This is a genomic window from Mycobacterium sp. 852013-51886_SCH5428379 (genome assembly GCF_001665575.1).
Lineage (GTDB): Bacteria > Actinomycetota > Actinomycetes > Mycobacteriales > Mycobacteriaceae > Mycobacterium.
Window position 1 is genome coordinate 25,628 of the sequence record NZ_LZSU01000042.1, and the last position, 17,395, is coordinate 43,022.

General features: G+C 67.4%; 14 protein-coding genes. 4 read left to right on the forward strand and 10 right to left on the reverse strand.

Annotation, left to right across the window (positions count from 1 at the left end; genetic code table 11):
* The first annotated feature begins 13 nt into the window (after nt 1-13).
* The 3 genes from A5757_RS17515 (at nt 14) to A5757_RS17525 (ending at nt 2,924) form a co-directional block, all read left to right on the forward strand.
* Complete coding sequence (locus tag A5757_RS17515) at nt 14-1,351, forward strand: MFS transporter (protein ID WP_066836409.1); 1,338 nt, start codon at nt 14-16, stop codon at nt 1,349-1,351.
* A 72-nt stretch (nt 1,352-1,423) separates the two neighbouring features.
* Nucleotides 1,424-2,344, forward strand: a complete 921-nt coding sequence (locus tag A5757_RS17520) for a nucleoside hydrolase (RefSeq protein WP_066836411.1) — start codon at nt 1,424-1,426, stop codon at nt 2,342-2,344.
* Nucleotides 2,345-2,456: 112 nt separating this feature from the next.
* On the forward strand, nt 2,457-2,924 hold the full coding sequence (locus A5757_RS17525) for a RidA family protein (RefSeq protein WP_066836413.1): 468 nt from the start codon (nt 2,457-2,459) through the stop codon (nt 2,922-2,924).
* Nucleotides 2,925-2,929: 5 nt separating this feature from the next.
* Here the strand turns inward: A5757_RS17525 and npdG are convergent, their stop codons facing one another.
* Nucleotides 2,930-3,616: an NADPH-dependent F420 reductase gene (npdG, locus tag A5757_RS17530; RefSeq protein ID WP_066836415.1), complete on the reverse strand. Its 687-nt coding sequence runs from the start codon at nt 3,614-3,616 to the stop codon at nt 2,930-2,932.
* Between the two features lie 207 nt (nt 3,617-3,823).
* On the opposite strand from npdG, the gene A5757_RS17535 reads away from it, so the two are divergent.
* Nucleotides 3,824-5,482, forward strand: coding sequence for a PucR family transcriptional regulator (locus A5757_RS17535; RefSeq protein WP_066836417.1), 1,659 nt, complete (start codon nt 3,824-3,826; stop codon nt 5,480-5,482).
* A 3-nt stretch (nt 5,483-5,485) separates the two neighbouring features.
* Here the strand turns inward: A5757_RS17535 and A5757_RS17540 are convergent, their stop codons facing one another.
* From A5757_RS17540 to A5757_RS17580, 9 genes are all read right to left on the reverse strand, one after another.
* A complete protein-coding gene (locus A5757_RS17540; RefSeq protein WP_066836419.1) occupies nt 5,486-8,878 on the reverse strand; it encodes a pyruvate carboxylase in 3,393 nt (1,130 codons plus the stop codon).
* Between the two features lie 106 nt (nt 8,879-8,984).
* Nucleotides 8,985-10,145, reverse strand: a complete 1,161-nt coding sequence (locus tag A5757_RS17545; RefSeq protein ID WP_066836420.1) for an XdhC family protein — start codon at nt 10,143-10,145, stop codon at nt 8,985-8,987.
* Nucleotides 10,146-10,161: 16 nt separating this feature from the next.
* Entirely contained in the window at nt 10,162-10,824 is a 663-nt protein-coding gene (locus tag A5757_RS17550) for an SRPBCC family protein (RefSeq protein WP_066836421.1), read from the reverse strand.
* Complete coding sequence (locus A5757_RS17555; protein ID WP_082929532.1) at nt 10,821-13,211, reverse strand: xanthine dehydrogenase family protein molybdopterin-binding subunit; 2,391 nt, start codon at nt 13,209-13,211, stop codon at nt 10,821-10,823. Before A5757_RS17555 ends, A5757_RS17550 begins: the two co-directional genes overlap by 4 nt.
* Nucleotides 13,208-13,711, reverse strand: coding sequence for a (2Fe-2S)-binding protein (locus A5757_RS17560; RefSeq protein WP_066836424.1), 504 nt, complete (start codon nt 13,709-13,711; stop codon nt 13,208-13,210). The genes A5757_RS17555 and A5757_RS17560 overlap by 4 nt, the downstream gene beginning before the upstream one ends.
* On the reverse strand, nt 13,708-14,607 hold the full coding sequence (locus tag A5757_RS17565; protein ID WP_156618501.1) for a xanthine dehydrogenase family protein subunit M: 900 nt from the start codon (nt 14,605-14,607) through the stop codon (nt 13,708-13,710). Before A5757_RS17565 ends, A5757_RS17560 begins: the two co-directional genes overlap by 4 nt.
* Nucleotides 14,604-15,431, reverse strand: coding sequence for a CoA-transferase subunit beta (locus A5757_RS17570; RefSeq protein ID WP_197497371.1), 828 nt, complete (start codon nt 15,429-15,431; stop codon nt 14,604-14,606). The genes A5757_RS17565 and A5757_RS17570 overlap by 4 nt, the downstream gene beginning before the upstream one ends.
* Complete coding sequence (locus tag A5757_RS17575) at nt 15,428-16,393, reverse strand: CoA transferase subunit A (RefSeq protein ID WP_156618502.1); 966 nt, start codon at nt 16,391-16,393, stop codon at nt 15,428-15,430. Before A5757_RS17575 ends, A5757_RS17570 begins: the two co-directional genes overlap by 4 nt.
* On the reverse strand, nt 16,390-17,343 hold the full coding sequence (locus A5757_RS17580) for an LLM class flavin-dependent oxidoreductase (RefSeq protein ID WP_066836426.1): 954 nt from the start codon (nt 17,341-17,343) through the stop codon (nt 16,390-16,392). Before A5757_RS17580 ends, A5757_RS17575 begins: the two co-directional genes overlap by 4 nt.
* Nucleotides 17,344-17,395 lie beyond the last annotated feature (52 nt).

Consider the following 17,395-nt stretch of genomic DNA (forward strand, 5'->3'; position numbering starts at 1 on the left):
AGAAAGGTTCCCGATGCTCTCGCCCGCAAAGAAGGCCACTGTCGGCAGTTTCGTCGGCACGACCATCGAGTGGTACGACTTCTTCATCTATGGCACGGCCAGCGCGCTGATCTTCCGCCATGTGTTCTTCCCTGCCCAGGACCCCTTGGTCGGGACCCTGCTGTCGTTCGCGACCTTCGGCGTCGCCTTCCTGGCCCGGCCGCTCGGGGGGCTCATCGTCGGCCACTTCGGCGACAAGGTCGGCCGCAAGCCCATGCTGGTCCTGACGCTCGTCGTGATGGGCTGCGCGACAGGTGCGATCGGTCTCCTGCCCACCTACGAGACCATCGGAGTCGCGGCACCGCTGATCCTCGTAGGCCTGCGCTTCATACAGGGACTCTCGGTGGGCGGCGAATACGGCGGTGCCGTTCTCATGACCGTGGAACACGCACCCAAACACCGGCGCGGACTCTATGGCAGCTGGGTCCAGGCAGGCTCGCCGGCCGGCCAGATCATCGCCAACGGTGTCTTCCTGATCACCACCGCGGTGATGTCCCAGGAAGACCTCCTGGCGTGGGGCTGGCGCATCCCGTTCCTCGGCAGCTTCGCGCTCGTGGTGGTGGGCCTCATCATCCGCCTGCGCGTCGATGAGAGCCCGGAGTTCAAGCGGATCGAGAAGACCAACGAGAAGGTGACCAGTCCGCTGGTCAGCGTGCTGCGCAAGTACCGCAAGCAGGTGGTCCTGATGGCCGGTGCGTACCTGGTGCACGGCGTCGTCATCTACGGTGCCGCGGTCTACAGCCTCAGCTACGGGACCAACACTCTCAACTTCAGCTACAGCCAGATGCTGCTGCTGATTCTGCTGTGCCAGATCGCCGTGCTGATCCTGATCCCGACCTTCGCCAACATCGGCGACAAGGTGGGTATCAAGAAGGTGTTCCTGATCGGCAACGTGGGCATGGGGCTCATGGGCATCCCCTGGGTGCTGCTCCTGGACACCGGCAGCTTCGGTCTCGCACTGCTGGGCTACCTGCTGATCTTCATCCCGTACGCCGCGACCTACGGAACCATGGCCGCCTTCTTCGCCAGCATCTACGACGCGCGCGTCGGATACTCGGGCATCTCGATGGGCTACCAACTCGGCTCGATCTTCGGCAGCGGGCTGACGCCGCTGGCGGCGGCCGCGCTCATCGCCTCGACGGGAACCGTGGTCACGTTTGGCGTGTACATCGGTGTGGCGGCAGTGCTTTCGGTCGCTGCCACCATCTACCTCACCGCACACGTCCCGGATGAGGACAAGGCTGCCGTGCCGACCGTTCCCAAAGAGCAGGTTCCGGTCGCCCCGGCGACGGGGTCTCACCGATCGTCATAGGGAGAACGCTGACGCCGCCGGACTGGTTCATCCAGTCCGGCGGCTTCGGCGTTGTCGTGGGAGAACGGTGATATGGCACGACCGGTCATCCTCGACGTCGATACCGGCATCGACGACGCCCTCGCACTCGTCTTCGCCATCAGACGACCGGACATCGACGTCCGGGCGATCACCTGCGTCGCGGGCAATACCGGCGTCTACCAGGTGGTCGCGAACACCCTCGCCGTGCTGGACCTGTTGTGCGCGCCGGATATTCCGGTGGCTGCGGGAGCCGTTCGGCCGCTGGTCGAACCGCCCCGAGATGCCTCTCTGGTGCACGGCAGCAGAGGGCTGGGCGACCTCGACGTTGCGCGTAGCGCGAGGCGGGCGGCTGCCGTCCACGCTGTCGACCTGATGCGTCGCGAGATCGCTTCGGCCACCGAACCGCTCACCATCGTCGCGCTCGGCCCGCTGACCAACATCGCGCTGCTGATCCGTACCCACCCGGAGCTCGTGAAGCGGGTTGAGCGCATCGTGTTCATGGGCGGCTCGGCATCGGTCGGCAATGCCAGCCCGGTCGCCGAATACAACGTGTGGCATGACCCCGAAGCAGCGTGGATCGTGGTGAACAGCGGTGTGCCGCTGACCATGTACGGCCTCGACGTCTACACCCGAGTGGCCGCCGACCGCGCACTGATCGCGGAACTCCGAGCGTCGACTGATCCGGTGCGGCGCAGCGTCGGTGCGTTGCTCGGCTACGCCAGCCCGCTGATCGGCGACGCCGGCGCGGTGTGCGCCTTGGTGGCACCCGAGCTTTTCGAGTTCGAAAACTGGCCGGTACAGGTCGAACTCGCGCACGGGATGAGTCGAGGCCAGACGCTGGTGGACCGGCGGCGGCTGCCTGGTGAAGACGCCATGCACGAGAGCCGCCGTACGCCGTGGCCGAGCATCGACATCGCGATGCGTTGTCGCGCCGACGCTGTCCTGGCACTGTTCACGAGCGCACTCGCCTGAGCAGCGGGACGATTGGTCACCCGCACTGCTGAGCATTCCGCAGAACTCACTACTGGACCGTCGGGCGCATTCGCAGGAAGCATGAGAGCTGCCCACCATTGACTGCGAAAGGATGACGATGGCTGAAAGAACGGTCCAGAAGCTCAACGAGATCGGCTTGACCCTGCCGGCGATCGCGGCACCGGTCGCCAGCTACGTCCCGGCCGTCCGCACGGCCAATTTGATCTACACCTCGGGGCAACTTCCCCTGGTCTCGGGGACGCTGGCGCATCAGGGCAAGGTCGGCGCCGAGGTCAGCACGGAGGACGCCGTCGAGGCTGCGCGCATCTGCACGCTGAACGCGCTGGCCGCCATCGCTGCTCTGGCCGATCTGGATTCGATCGTCCGCATCGTGAAAGTTGTCGGGTTCGTCTCCTCGGCAACGGGTTTCACGGGCCAGCCGGTGGTGATCAACGGAGCCAGCGACCTTCTGGTATCGGTTTTCGGCGATGCGGGCCAGCACGCCCGCTCGGCGGTGGGCGTCGCCGAACTCCCGCTGAACGCTCCGGTGGAGGTCGAATTGATCGTCGAGGTGGCGTGACGGCCCTAGGCGGTGATGGGCTCGGGTACGGGGCGGGCATGAAGGTGCGTCACCTGAATGCCGGCATGGGTCTTGTTGCGGATGTTGATGCCGATCAACAGCGGGGTGAGTCCTTCCAGCAGGCGGCTCATTTCCAACGATCCGGCGTCGACAACACGCAGTCCCTCGATACCGTCCAGAGCTTCGCTGACGACCTTCTTCGCCTGCCGGTCACCGCAGATCAACGTGTCCTGATCGAGCGGACGTTCCATGTCCCGCAGCACCGCGGCACTGATCGTGTGCAGACCGGCGGCCAGCGCGACGTGCTCCGGAATCGCCGCTCGCGCTTGTTGCGCCGCGGAACCGTGCCACGGCTCGACGAGATGGGTCGGGCGCCCGCCGATAGCGGTGGCGAGCGGCACGGTGGTGTCCAGCAGGACCTGTCCGGGACGCCAGCGCTCTGCGACGCTGCGCAGCACGGGGACGTGACTGACGAACGGCACCGCGGCGATCACCAGGCGGTCCGCCGCGCCGACGGCATCCTCGTTCAGGCAACCGACGGTCGTGCGGTTACCGGTGAGCGAAGAGGCCTGTTCTGCCGCGCTGCGCGCGCGCTCGGCGTCACGAGATCCGATGCACACCGAGTAGCCGGCGCGGCCCAGGCGGAGGGCGAGGCCGAAGCCCAGTTGACCTGTCCCGCCCAGGATGGACACCGTTTCGCGGGCAACGCTGTCGATTGCTACGGGGGACTTCGGGCTGTACGTCACGGGGCGCTCCTCCGGGAGATGTCGAGCGGGTCAGCCCTTGCTGATCAAGTGGCTGGATGCTCCCACGGTAGGGCTGGAGGACCCACAGGGCCCATAGCTACTTCTGCCAACTATTGCCCCAGTTGTTGGCAATAAGCGCTAGGTTGGGTGGTGATGGAGACGGCGAATTCGATGACTCCGGACGCGAGTGAGGTCCTCACCCTCGCCGAGCTGCTCGACGACGAGGTGCTCGCCGGTGCCGAGCTGGTGGCCGGCCATGCGGGACTCGATCGCGCGATCAGTGCCGTGAACGTGATGACGGTCCCCGACATCAACCAGTGGGTGCGCAAGGACGAATTCCTCTTGGCCACTGGGTATCCGCTGCCCCGCGACGGCGCCGACCAAGGTCGGTTGCTGACCGATCTGCACCGGCTCGGACTCGCGGGCATCGGCGTCAAACTCGACCGCTACCTGCCGCGGCTCGGGCAGGGGATGATCGACGCGGCTGACCAGATCGGCCTCCCGCTGGTCGTCATACCGGAGTCCGTTCGATTCGACGACATCCTCAGCCGAGCCTTCGGCATCATCGTCAACCGTCAAGCCTCGGCGCTGGCGAAAGCCCAAGAGCTGCACCATGCTTTCCTGGCGATCACGCTGTCCGGTGGCGGCCTCAACGAGCTCGCGAGCAGTCTGTCCACCATCCTCGGCGATGCCGGTGTCGCCATCACCGACCGGCACGGCACGGTGCTCGCCCACGCCGGTGACCGGACGCTGCTGGCCGAGGTGGATCTGCTGGAGGCTGACGATGCGGGCGTACTGCACCTGGGCCCGACCGGATCGCACACGCACGCTGCCACCGGAAAGCGCTGGGCCTCGACGGAGATTCGCGCCGGCCGCCTGCACCACGGGTTCGTGGTGGCCGTGGAATCGCATCGCCCGTTCGGCGAGTTCAGTCTGGTCGCGGTCGGGCAGGCCGCCATCGTCGCAGCGCTGGAGGTGACGCGCGACCTCGCGGTGAAGGCGGTGGAGCGCCGATTCTCCTCGAACGCCCTGTTCGAGTTGATCTCGGGTGCCGACACCCAGTCGGACGATTACGCCTCTCTGGGTTCGGGTTTCGGGTGGAATCTAGAGCGCGACATCGTCGTTCTGGTGGGACGTCGAGAAGGCGCCACCTCCGACACCCGTCCGGACAAACGGAGGTCCCGGCTGGCCGATGACCGAGCCATCGAGTTCTGGGCGTCGGCCGTGCGCAGCAGAGACCGGATGGCTGCGGCTGCAGGCCTCGGCTCCGAACTGGTCGCGGTGATCGGAGCCGACCAGGACGTGCTGACCGTCGCGCACGCTGTGCAGGACGAAGTCGCCCGGTTCACGCACGTCCAGTACGCCATCGGCGTCAGCCGGCGTTACCCAGGGCCGGCCGGTGTGTCGACCGCCTACCAGGAGGCGCGTACCGCGCTGCGCCTCGGGCCCCGGGTGTCGGGTACCGGCGCCGTGACCGCCTACGGCGAACTCGGCCTCTTCCGGCTCCTCGCCCAGGTCGGTAACGATGAGCTGCTGACCTTCGCCGAGGAGACGCTCGGACCCGTGTTGAACATGAGCGAGCCGGAACGGTCGGAGATGTTCCAGACGCTGGAGGCGTTGATCAAACACAACATGAACATGGCAGAGGCCGCGCGAAACCTGCACTTCCACTACAACACGCTGCGCTATCGGCTGGCCAAGCTCGAACGTCTCCTGGGCCCGTTCAGCACCAGCACGCCGCTGGCCATCCAGATCGGCATCGCGTTGCAGATCACCGAGATGCAGAAGATCCTCAATCAACGTCCGCGGTGACGGTCAGGAGATCAGCATCAGCAGATCTCCACCGTCGACCTCCGAGGTCGCAGACACGGCTATCCGCTCGACAGTGCCTGCGCGGGGCGCGGTGATGGCGGATTCCATCTTCATGGCCTCGATCGTGGCGACCGTCTGACCGGCGCGCACCTCGGCGCCCACGGAGACACCGAGGGTCACCACACCGGCGAACGGTGCGGCGATCTGGCCGGGATCGGCGCGGTCGGCTTTCTCCATGGTCGGTGCCACATCGTCGATGGTTCTGTCGCGCACGAGGACCGGGCGCAGCTGGCCGTTGAGGATGCACATCACCGTGCGCATACCGTGCTCGTCGGGATCGGAGATTGCTTCGAGCCCGATCAGGAGCTGCACTCCGCGCTCGAGTTCGACCCGGTGTTCCTCGCCGTGGCGCAGGCCGTAGAAGAACTGATTGGTGCTCAGCTGTGATGTGTCACCGAACTCTTCGCGATGCGCCTCGAATTCGGCGGTGGGACCCGGGAACAGGAGCCGGTTCAGCGTGCTGCGACGGGTCGCGCCGGGATGTTTCAGGGCCTCGCTGTCTGCCGGCGACAGCGGCTCCTCGCGCGGGGCCTTGCCGCGTCCGACGAGCGCTCTGGTGCGCAGTGGTTCGGGCCACCCGCCCGGCGGGTCACCGAGTTCTCCACGCAGGAAACCGATCACACTGTCGGGGATGTCGTAGCGTGCCGGATCGGCGGCGAAGACCTCCGCAGACACCTGCGCACCCACCAACGCCAGGGCCAGATCGCCGACGACCTTGCTCGATGGGGTCACCTTCACCAACCGGCCCAAGATGCGATCCGCCGCGGCATAGGTGATCTCGACGTCTTCGAAGCGGTCGGCCAGTCCCAGGGCGCCCGCCTGCTGCCGCAGATTCGACAACTGTCCGCCGGGGATCTCGTGGGTGTACACGCGTCCCGTGGGGGACGGCGGGCCCGCCCTCGCGACGTCGAAGGGTGCGTACGTCTTTCGCAGCGACTCCCAGTACGGTTCCAGTTCACACACGGCGTCGAGGCTCAGCCCCGTGTCGAACTTCGTGTGGGCGGTGGCGGCCACGATCGACGACAGTGCCGGCTGACTGGTGGTACCTGCCAGCGGGGCCGCCGCGCCATCCACCGCGTCGGCCCCGGCCTGCCATGCAGCCAGGTAGGTCGCCAACTGGCCGCCCGGCGTGTCATGGGTGTGGATGTGCAGCGGCAGGTCGAAACGTGACTTCAGCGCGCTGACGAGTGTCGCTGCTGCGGGTGGTCGCAACAGGCCGGCCATGTCCTTGACGGCCAGCACGTGCGCACCCGCATCGGCGATCTGCTCGGCCAGCTTGAGGTAGTAATCGAGGGTGTAGAGGTTTTCGTCGGGATCGGACAGATCGCCGGTGTATGACATGGCGACCTCGGCGACGGTGACGCCCGAATTCAGTACGGCATCGATCGCCGGCCGCATGTTCTCGACGTTGTTCAGCGCGTCGAAGATCCGGAAGATGTCGATGCCGGTCGCGGCCGCTTCGGCCACGAACGCCTCGGTGACGCGCGGCGGGAAAGAGGTGTAGCCGACGGTGTTCCGGCCCCGCAGCAGCATCTGCAGACAGATGTTGGGCATCGCCTCCCGAAATGCAGCCAGGCGTTCCCACGGGTCTTCCTTGAGGAAGCGCAGCGCGACGTCGTACGTGGCCCCGCCCCAGCACTCCACCGACAACAGCTGTGGCGTCAGGCGGGCGACGTAGGGGGCGACTGCCAGCAGGCTGGAGGTGCGTACCCGGGTCGCCAGCAGTGATTGATGGGCGTCGCGGAAGGTGGTGTCGCTCACCGCGAGTGCGGGGGATTCGCGCAGCCACTGCGCAAAGCCCGACGGCCCCAATTCGGTCAGGCGCTGCTTGCTGCCCGGAGGTGCAGGGGTGGAGAGGTCGATCGCCGGCAGCTTGTCGTGCGGGTACACCGCCGTCGGGCGGGTGCCGTGCGGTTGGTTGACGGTGACGTCGGCAAGGTAGGTGAGGATTTTGGTGCCACGGTCGGCGTGGGAACGAGCCGTGAGCAGGTGCGGCCGGTCGTCGATAAAGGACGTCGTCACGGCACCGGCCCTGAAATCCGGGTCGTCGAGGACCGACTGCAGAAACGGAATGTTGGTGAAGACACCGCGAATCCGGAACTCGGCCAGCGCGCGGCGGGAACGGGCGATCGCGGCGGCGAAATCCGATCCACGGCACGTCAGTTTCACCAGCATCGAGTCGAAGTGCCCGGCGATCTCCGCACCGATATGCGTGCCACCGTCCAGGCGCACCCCCGCGCCTCCCGGCGACCGGTACCCGGTGATGCGACCGGTGTCGGGTCCGAACCCGTCGGCCGGGTTCTCTGTGGTGATGCGGCACTGCACGGCGGCGCCCCGGATCGCCAACGTCGCCTGGTCGATATCGAGATCGGACAGGGTGTGCCCGGACGCGATGCGGATCTGCGCAGCCACCAGGTCGACGTCGGTGATCTCCTCGGTCACCGTGTGCTCGACCTGAATTCGCGGGTTGCATTCGATGAACACGTACTCGCCGGACTCATCGAGGAGGAACTCGACGGTTCCGGCGCCCGTATAGCCGATGTGACGCGCGAATGCGACTGCATCCGAACAGATCCGATGCCTGAGAGCATCGTCGAGGTTCGGCGCGGGTGCCATCTCGATGACCTTCTGGTGCCGGCGTTGCACGCTGCAGTCCCGTTCGAAGAGGTGCACCACGTCGCCGCGGGAATCGGCCAGGATCTGCACTTCGATGTGGCGTGGCTTCACCACTGCCTGTTCGAGGTAGACGCGGGCGTCTCCGAAGGCGGACTCCGCTTCACGGGAGGCGGTTTCGACCGCCTCCCGGAGGTCACCGATGTCGGTGACATGTCGCATACCCCGGCCGCCGCCGCCGGAGACCGCTTTGACGAACAACGGAAAGCGCAGTTCCTGCGCAGCGGCGACGACCTCGCCGACCGAGGCCGACGGTGCCGACGACGCCAAGACGGGGAGCCCGGCGTCACGCGCAGCGGCGATCGCCCGCGTCTTGTTGCCGGTGAGCTCGAGCACCGAAGGGCTCGGCCCGATGAAGGTGATGCCCGCTTCGGCACATGCGGACGCGAGTTCTGCACTCTCGGAGAGGAAGCCGTACCCGGGGTACACCGCGTCGGCCCCGGCGTGGCGGGCGACACGGATGATCTCGTCCACGGAGAGGTACGCCCGGACCGGATGGCCGACATCTCCGATCTGATAGGACTCATCGGCCTTGAGCCGGTGCAACGAGTTGCGGTCCTCGAACGCATAGACCGCGACCGTGCCGATACCCAATTCGTAGGCGGCCCGGAACGCTCGGACCGCGATCTCGCCGCGGTTGGCGACTAGCAGTTTCGACAGCATCGTGCATTCTCCGATCGACTCCTGTGGCCGCCGTCTCGCTGCCGGCGGTGAGACCGGACCCCGGACGTAACTGCCGGGATCCGAAACGCTGTGGTGCGTCGGGCCGCTAGCCCGGCAGGACCGACGCCTGGTCGAGACCCTCGTGGATGGGTCCGGCGATGTCCTTGAGATGCCGTCCGCTGCCGCCCCAGCGGGCGGCGATGATCTCGGCGACGATGGACACGGCGGTCTCTTCTGGGGTTCGGGCGCCAAGATCCAGCCCGATGGGGCTGTGGAGCCTGTCGAGTTCGTCCTCGGTCAGACCAGCCTCGCGGAGGCGTTCCAGGCGCTGGTGGTGCGTGCGCCGCGATCCCATCGCGCCGACGTAGGCGATCTCCGGGATTCGCAACGCCACCTGCAGGAGCGGCACGTCGAATTTCGGGTCATGCGTCAGCACCGTCAGCACGGTGCGCGCGTCGAGCCGACCCGCCGCATCTTCGTCGCGCAGGTAGCGGTGCGGCCAGTCGACCACCACCGCATCGGCATCGGGAAACCGTGCCGTGGTGGCGAATACCGGTCGCGCATCGCACACCGTCACGTGGTAACCCAGGAACGCACCGGCCCGGGCGACCGCGGCGGCGAAGTCGATGGCGCCGAACACCAGGAGGCGTGGCTTCGGCGCGAAGGCCCACACGAACACCCGCATCCCTTCGCCGCGACGCTGACCGTCGACGCCATAGGTCAGCGTGGCGCTGGTGCCGGCGGCCAGCTGGCCGAGGGCATCGTCACGGATGGCGTCGTCTGCCCGCGCGGATCCCACACTTCCCGTCACCACGGGGCGGTCGGACCCGTCGGGCCGCACCAGCAGGCGTCGACCGATCCATCCGGGATCGGGGTGCTCGATCACGGTGGCGACGGCCACCGGAATGCCCGCCTCGATGTCGGCGCACACCTCCTCCAGTTCCGGAAACGTCGACCGGTCGATCTTTTCCACGTAGACGTCGAGAATTCCGCCGCATGTCAGTCCAACGGCGAAGGCGTCGTCATCGGACACGCCGTAGCGCTGCAGTTCCGGTCGCCCGGAGGCGACCACCGCCTGCGCGACGTCGTAGACCGCACCCTCGACGCATCCCCCGGACACCGATCCGACGGCGCATCCGCCGGGTCCCACCAGCATGGCGGCTCCGGGTGGCCGGGGCGCGGATCGAAAGGTCGCGACAACCGTTGCCAACCCGACACTTTCACCTGCGCGCCACCAGGCGAGCAGCTCGGTCAGGACCTCACGCATTGTTGCCGGCAGCCGGTCAGTTCGGGCGCACGCGGGCCGCGAGGCGGTCCAGGAAGCCGGCCAGGCGGTCGCGGGTGACTGTCCAGATCAGGGACATCACCTTGATCTCGCCGCCGCCGGTGGTGCTCGCCGGCCGCTGGCGGGGCGCGGTCTGCTCCGGGGCGGTCGGGACCGCTGTGACCGGCCGCCGGCCGTTGCCATTGGTGGTGGCGGCCGGCGGGGGAGACGACGTCGCGGGCTGCTCGATCCGGTCGGTGAGTTCGTCGGCGAACGCGGTGAACATCTGGTTCGACACATCGCGGATGCCGCGGCCCAGGGAGGCGATACGGCCGGTGAGATCGATGTCGGAGATGACGTCGATGCGGGTTCCGGTGTCGACCGGTTCAATCTGTAGTGCCACATGTGCGGCGACGGAACCGGATCCGCGCTTGTCGCGACCGGAGGCGTTGAGCACCATCCGTCGCGACGACTCGTCGCGTTCGACGATCGATGCCCGCCCGGCGTAGTTCATCTTCAGCGGCCCGATCGCCACCTTGAGCACACCTTCGTAGCGGTCGTCGCCGAGGTCGTCGACCAGTTCGGCGCCGGGCATGCACTCCACAACGGCGGCGGTGTCCTGCAGGAACTCCCACACCTGGTCGGGGGAGGAGCGGACCTCTGTCTGGTGCTGGAGCTTCATGCGATCTGTCCCTTCGTGAGTTCGTGCTGCTGGTCGAGAAGCGCCAACACCCGTTCGGCGGTGATCGGAAGCTGTTGGGGACGGTGCCCGATGGCGTCCTCGATGGCGCTGGCGAGGGTGGCTGCCGGCGGTCCGATCGGGGGTTCGCCGATGCCGCGGGCATTCAACGGTCCTCTGCCAGAACCGCTTTCGATGATGGCGACGTCGATGTCGGGCAGATCCATCGCGGTCGGGATGAGGTAGTCGGCAAACAGCGACGACACCGGATGGCCCTCATCGGTGACACAGTCCTCGGTCAAGGCGTAGCCGATGCCCTGGGCGGCGCCGCCGATGATCTGGCCCTTCACCCGCGTCGGGTTGATCGCCCGGCCGACGTCGTGACAGGCGACGTACTTGAGTAGTCGCACATCACCGGATTCCAGGTCGACCTCGACCTCGGCGGCGTGGGTGCCGAAGGTGTAGTCGGGGTAGGTGTGGCCCTGGCCCTTCTGCGGGTCGAATCCTCCGGACCGGGCGCGCCAGGTGTGCAGCACCGCGGTGTCCACCCGCGCTGCGTTGGCGGCCCGCACCAGCTCCGGCAGGCTCAGTCCACGCTTGCCGTCCTCGGTGCGCACCATCCCGTCCACCCAGATCAGCGCATCCTCGGCAACGTCGAGCTCCTCGGCGGCGACCGGTGTGAGTTGGTTGCGCAGAGTGCGTGCCGCCCGCAGGATGGCGTTTCCGGACATGTAGAGCTGCCGGGTGGCGTAGGTGCCGCCGGCCGGTGGGGTCAGCGCAGTGTCACCGATGTAGACACTGATGTCCTCCAGTGCGACGCCGAGGATCTCGGAGGCGATCTGGCAGAGGCTGGCCGCCTGACCGGCGCCCAGATCGGTGACACCGCTGCGGATCAGCAGCGTGCCGTCGGCCTGCAGGGTGACCCAGGCCGCCGCGTGGTCGCGGAACCAGATCGACCGACCGTAGGGCTGCATACCGCACGCGAAACCCTGGCCCACCACTTTGTTCGGATCGCTGGGTGCACTCGGCTCGCCGAGCAGTTCGAGCGCCTTGTCGCGGGTCTCCCGGACTGCGACCGCCGTGGTGATCGGTTCCCCGCCGGCGAGCAGGTCACCGGATTCGATGTAGTTGCGGTCCCGCACCTCCTGGCGGCTGAGCCCCAGTTCGCGTGCCAGGGCGTCCATTTGAGACTCGTAACCCAGCGTCACCTGCATGGCGCCGAAGCCCCGGAACGCGCTGGTGGGCGTGTTGTTCGTGAACACCGCACGCGACCGGATCCGGACGATCGGGACCTTGTAGGGGCCGGGGGCCAGCGCTGCGGCGGCGAACAGCACGCGGGCACTCAGGCAGGGGTAGGCGCCGGCGTCGCCGACGACATCGACGTCGACGGCGAGGATCTCCCCCTTCTCCGTGGCGGCGGTGCGGTAGTGCATGTCGAACGGATGGCGCTTGGAGCTGGCCATGATCGACTCCTGGCGCGACCAGATCATCCGCACCGGACGGCGGGTACGCCAGACCAGCAGCGCCAGATACGGCTCCACCGTCATGTCTTCCTTGCCGCCGAAACCGCCGCCCATGTACGAGGCGATGTGGCGTACCTGGCTCTGCGGCAGTCCGAGAATAGAGGCGATCTCGACGGCGTGCTCGATGACCTGGGTCGAGATGCGCAGCGTCACAACATCATTCTCGATCCACCCGACGCCGGCCTCGGTCTCCAGATAGGCGTGCTCGACGGGCTGGCTCCGATAGGTGTGCTCCACGACGACATCGGCCTTCTCGAACGCGGTGTCGATGTCGCCGCGTTCCAGATGCCAGTTGACCAGGACGTTGCCCTCGTCGTGCACCAGCGGCGCACCGTCGGCCAGGGCCTCCTCCGGGCTGAAGACGCCCGGCAGAGGCTCGTATTCGATCTCGACGAGATCGGCTGCCTCCGCGGCGGTTTCGGGATCAACCGCGGCCACCACCGCGATCGGCTCCCCGACGTAGCGGACCCGGTCGGCCGCGAGCACGGGTTGTTCGACGGTCAGCTCACCGAGTCCGCCGCTGGCGTGCTCCACGACAGCGTTGTGCGGCACATCTTTGGCCGTGAGCACCGCCTCGACACCTTCCAGGCGCTCGGCGGCCGAGGTGTCGATCCGGACGATCCTCGCCGAGGCCATGTCGGACCTGACGATCTTGCCGTGCAGCATGCCCGGCAGACTCCAGTCCGCCGCGTAGAGCAGAGTGCCACGCACCTTGTTGATGAAGTCGTGGTGGGCGGGGGACTGCCCGACGGTGCGGAAGTTGCGTTCCCGGTCCTCGGGGCCGGAGTCGGCGTCGGGATCGAAGTCGGCAGGCGCCTTCGGCGGCTCGGTGGTGTCGGGAGTGGTCCCTGGTTCGACGGTCGTCACTGCGCACCTTCCTTTTCCGTCGCTGGTTGAGCCGATCCGTGCAGGTAGTCCTCGACCGCGTCGACGATGGCCTGATAACCGGTGCAGCGGCACAGGTTGCCGACGAGTTCGTGCCGGATCTCCTCGCGGGACGCGTCGGGATTGTGGTCGGCGAGCTTGGCCGCGGTCAGAAGCATGCCCGGGGTGCAGAAACCGCACTGGGACGCGCCGCGCTCGAGGAAGCACTTCTGCAGCGGGTGGGCATCCTCCTTGGGGTCCGACCACCCGCGCAGCGTGACGATGTCGTGGCCCTCGGCCTGGACGGCGTAGACGGTGCAGGCACTGACCGGATCGTCGTCCATCAGCACGGTGCAGGTGCCGCACACGCCTTCTGCGCAGCCGTACCGCACATCGGGCATGCCGAGGTCGTCGTGCAGGACGTCGAGCAGGGTGCGGTCGTTGCGCACCCACACCTCGTGGTCCGTGCCGTTGACCCGAAGAAGTATCTGGGTTCGAATCATTTGGCGCCTCCCTGATCGGCGAGAACCTGCTGCAGCAGCCGGCGGGTGTGGATTGTGATTAGACGGCGCCGGTAATCGGCGGAACCGTGCAGGTCGCTGTCGGGGTCCAGGGAGGCGGCGATCGCCTCGGCGCTCTCGCGGGCGCGGTCCGGGTTGCCGGGGTCGGCGAGTGCCGGTGCGAGCAGCTCGCGGTCGACCAGCACGGGTTTGTCGGCGACCCCGCCGAGCACGACGCGCAACCCTTCGTTCCCGGGGCGCGCCATGACGGCGACACTGACCGTCGCGAAATCCGAATAGCGGCGCGCCACTTCGTGGAACGCCCAGCGGGCGGAGCCGCCAATGGGGATGCGTCCGCCGATGACGACCTCGTTCGGTTCGGTCGCGGTGGTCAGATAGGTGATGAAGAAGGTGTCGGCGGCGACCGACCGGACGCCTGCGGGCCCCTGCACGAGGATCTCTCCGCCCATGGCCATGACGGCCGCGGCGATCTCGGCGGTCGGGTCCGCATGCGACAGGGTGCCGCCGAACGTACCGCGGTTACGCACCCGCACGTTGCCGATGAACGGCATCACGTGGGCGAGCAGCGGTGCGTGGGTCCGCACCACCTCCGAGGTCATCAAGGTTCGGTGGCGGGTGTTGGCGTCGAGCACCAGGTGGCCGTCTTCCACCCGCGGATCAGCGGCCGCGATCGGATTGATGTCGATGAGTGCGGCGGGAAAAGCCAACCGCAGGTTCAACATCGGGATCAGACTCTGCCCGCCGGCGAGGATCTTCGCCTCGCCGTCCCACAGCTCGAGCAGTTCGACGGCATCAGACCACGATTCGGCGCGCTGATACTCGAAGCAGGTGGCCGCAGTCCGCCCCGGGGGTGTGGGCAGTGTTTCCTGGACGGTCAATTCGTCTCCTCCAACTCCGATGTCTCGCCGTCGACGAGGTACCGCAATACCGCGAGCTCGTCGCTGTCGACCGCCGGGAGTTCGTAGAGGTCGTCGTGGACGAGCAACTCGAACCCGGTCGCTGCCTGGGCCTCATCGAGGCTGACGCCGGCCTGCAGCGCTCTGATCCTCATCCGGTGCGAGTCCGGGGCGAAGTCGAGCAGCGCCAGATCGGTGACGACCCACGCGGGTCCACCGTAGACGAGTCCGCTGTCGCGGCGACTGGTTCCGCCGGTCAAAAAGCCTGGGCTGGTGATGAAGTCGACCCGCTCGACGAAACGACGCGGCTCATGTTGGGTCACCACGACCACCTGATTGCACATCGAAGCGATGTCGTTGGCGCCGCCGGGGCCGGGGAGCCGAACCGACGGGTGCAGCGGATCGCCGACGAGGCTGGTGTTGACGTTGCCGTACTGGTCGATCTGGGCCACACCGATGAAGCCGTAGTCGAAGAAGCCGCGCTGGGCCATCAGGAAGATGTCGGTTGCGCTCGTCAACATCTGGGCACCGACAGCTGCGCGGACTTCGTTGGTCGACGCCGGCAGGTGGCCGGGCCGCAGTTCGATACCGATCATGCCGCCCTCCAGCAGCACGGTCAGGTTCGGCGCCTGGCGGCGCTTGGCGATGGCGGCGGCTACCAGCGGCTGTCCGATGCCGGCGAACAGCACCTTGCCGTCCTCGAGCAGCCGGCTCGCGGCGATCGTCATGATCTCGTCGGGTCGCGCATCGGGATGCTGTGCGCCCCGGCGTGATTCGATATCGAGGGTGGTGAGGGAATCGGTCATCGCGGCAGCATCTCCTCTGCGGTACGTCGTAGCGCCGACAGCCGGGTCGGATCGATCTCGGCGCAGAAGGCGTCGTGGTCGGGATACGCGGTCAGGGCCGCCACATAGCTCCGGGCACCGTCGACGCCACCGGACTTCACCGCCTGCATGTAGGCGGTGAACTCGTCGAGGTCGGCTTCGTAGTGCCCGTAGCACTCGTGCGGGTAGGCGCCCATCGGCTGGTGCACCACCGCGTCGACCGCGAAGCCGGGGATGGCCGTCCGGGCGGGGTCGCTGCGGAACTGGTCGGTGTCGACGATCTCCTCGGCGGTGAGGATGACGTGACGCGCGGCCAGCGCCAGATCGGCGTCCATCAACTGGTACCCGTCGATCTGCGCGTTGCCCTGCCGGTCGGCGCGCTGCACGTGGATGAGCGCGACGTCGGGGTTGAGGCTCGGGACGGCGTTGAGGAGCTGACCGGTGTACGGGCAGGTCACCTTCGCCAGCTCGAGCTTCCCGTCGATGTCGGAGCCCAGCATGCTGACTGTTGGCAGGTACGGGACTCCCATGGCGCCGGCCTTGTAGCGCAACCCGATTCCGAGGTGACTCCACTCCTCGTAGACGGGCCGGCCCTCTTCGACCATGCGTCGCACCACCGGGGCCAGGCCCCAGCCGTGACCGACGCCGACCCAGCTGGTCATGATCCGGTCAGCCGTGTCGGTGGCCAACATCAACTCGGCCTCGATGCACGACAGCGGGCGGGTCATCGTCAGCCCGGACCGGCCCTGGCGCAGGATCTCGATCAGCAGCGCCATCGGGGTGCGGGCGTGATTGGTGCCGCCGACGCCGATGACCGCGTCGTTCGGGACCAGCCGGCGCACCGCCTCGGCCGCGGTGGTCACCTTGTCGGCGCGCGCCCGGTCGAGCGCTTCCAGTTCCGCCCGGGCGTCCGTCACTCCGAGCGAAGTCAACCGTGCAGTCATGCGGCCCCCACCATACTGCCGAGCAGCGGGCGGACCTCAGCGGCGAAACGCTCGACCTGCTCCGGGTCGTAGGCGTGCGGCACCAGGCAGATCTCCTGCACGCCGGCGTCGAGGTGCGCCGCGATCTGTTCCGCACAGTCCTCAGGGGTGCCGCAGATCGCGCTCTCCGGCGTCGCGCTGCTCCAGTCCGGGGTGTCGAAGTACGAGGCCAGCCACGGCCCGGTGAGGGCTTGCGCCTTCTCCCTGGAGGGGCCGATGCAGATCGGCAGCTGGTTGAGCGAGTGCAGCGAGTCCGGGTCGCGGCCCGCCTCCTCGGCGAACCGGCAGATCTTGGCCCACGACTCGGTGAAGGCCTCGGCGGTGTAGAAGTACGTCAACCAACCGTCGCCCAGGGTGGCGACCCGCTTGAGCACCCGGTCGACGTAGCCGCCGATGAGCACCTGGGGGCGCGGCTGCGGCAGCGGCAGCATCTTGACCCGACGGAACGACAGGTCGTCCCAGGTGCCGGTCACCTCGGGCTGGGTCCACAGGTTCATGCAGATCTCCAGATTGCGCTCGAAGATCTTCCCGCGGCCCTTGAAAGATGTTCCGGTGGCCTCGAATTCACGCTCGTACCAACCCGCTGCGAGGCCGAGGCGTAACCGGCCGTTGGAGACCTCCTGGATGGTCGCTGCGGTCTTGGCCAGCAAGGCCGGGTCCCGGATGGGCAGCACGAGCACTCCGGTCCCCAGCGTGATGTCCTTCGTGTGGCTCGCCAGCACCGCCAGCGTGGTGAGGACCTCCAATTGAGGAAAGGGTTGGCGGCTACCGAGGAAGAGGTGATCCCACCCCCACAGAGAGGTGAAACCGAGTTGTTCGGCGCGGCGGGCCGTGACGAGCAACTCGTCGATCTTGGGGGTCTTCTCGGCCGAGGTGAAGTTCTCCACGGCCAGCCCGAAGGTCGCGGGCATACGGACCGTCCTCTCTATTCATGTCGCTGTGAGGTACGCCACGTTATGCGGG